The sequence below is a fragment of the Frankia sp. AiPs1 genome (assembly GCF_023716945.1).
In the GTDB taxonomy this organism is placed as follows: domain Bacteria; phylum Actinomycetota; class Actinomycetes; order Frankiales; family Frankiaceae; genus Frankia.
The window spans coordinates 1-1,192 of record NZ_JAMQQF010000985.1; the positions used below are offsets into that span (position 1 = coordinate 1).

General features: G+C 79.3%; 1 protein-coding gene. It reads right to left on the minus strand.

Annotated features, from left to right (window positions below; translation table 11 throughout):
- On the minus strand, positions 1-1,192 hold a 1,192-nt coding region (locus ND748_RS32360; RefSeq protein WP_251750067.1), incomplete at both ends, for a glycosyltransferase.

A 1,192-nucleotide genomic window follows, 5' to 3' on the forward strand; every position in this document is an offset into this window, starting at 1 on the left:
GCCCGAAGGCGCCCTCGCGCCAGCAGGCCCAGCGCCCGCGGGAGCGCCCCGAGCAGAACGGCCGCGGTGGCCCCCGGCAGCAGCAGCCGCGCCGTGTTCGCCAGGCGGACCCGAAGCGCGCCGACACGGTCCGCCGGCACCCAGCCCTGCCTGTCCCACCGCCCCGGCCCCGACCGGCTCCCCGGCCCGGCCGCCGCGACCTCGCCGGAGGCGGCGACCTCGCCGGGGACGGCGACCTCGCCGGGGACGGTCATCGTCGCCATGGGCACGACGACAACTCGCAGCCCGGCCCGGGCGGCCCGCCAGCCGAGGTCGATGTCGTGGCCGCCGTCGAGCTCGGGGTCGAAGCCGTCGAGCAGCCGCCAGGCGGCCGCCCGGATGAGCATGCCGGAGCTGGCCACGGTGAGCACGTCGCGCACCCCGTCGTGCTGGCCCCGATCGATCTCACCTGGCCGCACACCGGTATGCCGGCGGCCGGCGCGGTCGACGCTCGCCCCCGCCTCCAGCAGGATCGGCACCGACGGCGCCCCGGTCGGCGACCGCGCCGGGAGGCCGGCACGGAGTTTGGGACCGAGCACGGCGGCGCCGGGGTCGAGCCGCGCGCAGGCCAGCAGGGTACGCAGGGCATCGGGGGCGGGCAGGGCGCCGTCGTCGAGAAGCCAGACGTAGCCGTCCCGCGGCGGCCCGCCGAGGCGGGCCAAGCCCGCCGCCACCGCCACGCCGAAGCGGGTGCCGGCGGCCAGGTGAACCACCGCCGACCGGCCTGGACGGGGGGGCACAGGTCGGTCGACCGCCTCCACCGTCGATGGCGCGCCGGTCCCGTCAGGCGAAATGAGCGCGGCAACCCCAACCGTCTCGGCCGGGGACGCGCCCCGCGGCCGCAGGAGGTGGACGGCGGCTCGCGGGGTGCCGTCGACCAGGCGACCGGCGTCGGCCGGCAGAGTGGTCGCGGCCGGCAGAGTGGTCGCGGCCGACGGGGCAGCCACGGCCGCGGGGGCAGTGGCGGCCGCGGGGGGAACGTCGGCACCGCCGCCGATGCGGACCTCGACGACCTGCAGGTCGAGAATCTGATCGGGCGGCGGCGCCTGCGTCCACACCGCCGACCGCAGGGCCTGTGCGGCGCCCGGCCACCGGCCGTGCACGCAGACGACCACGACCCGGGACGTCACCGCCGCCGGGCGCGGTCCGGGCC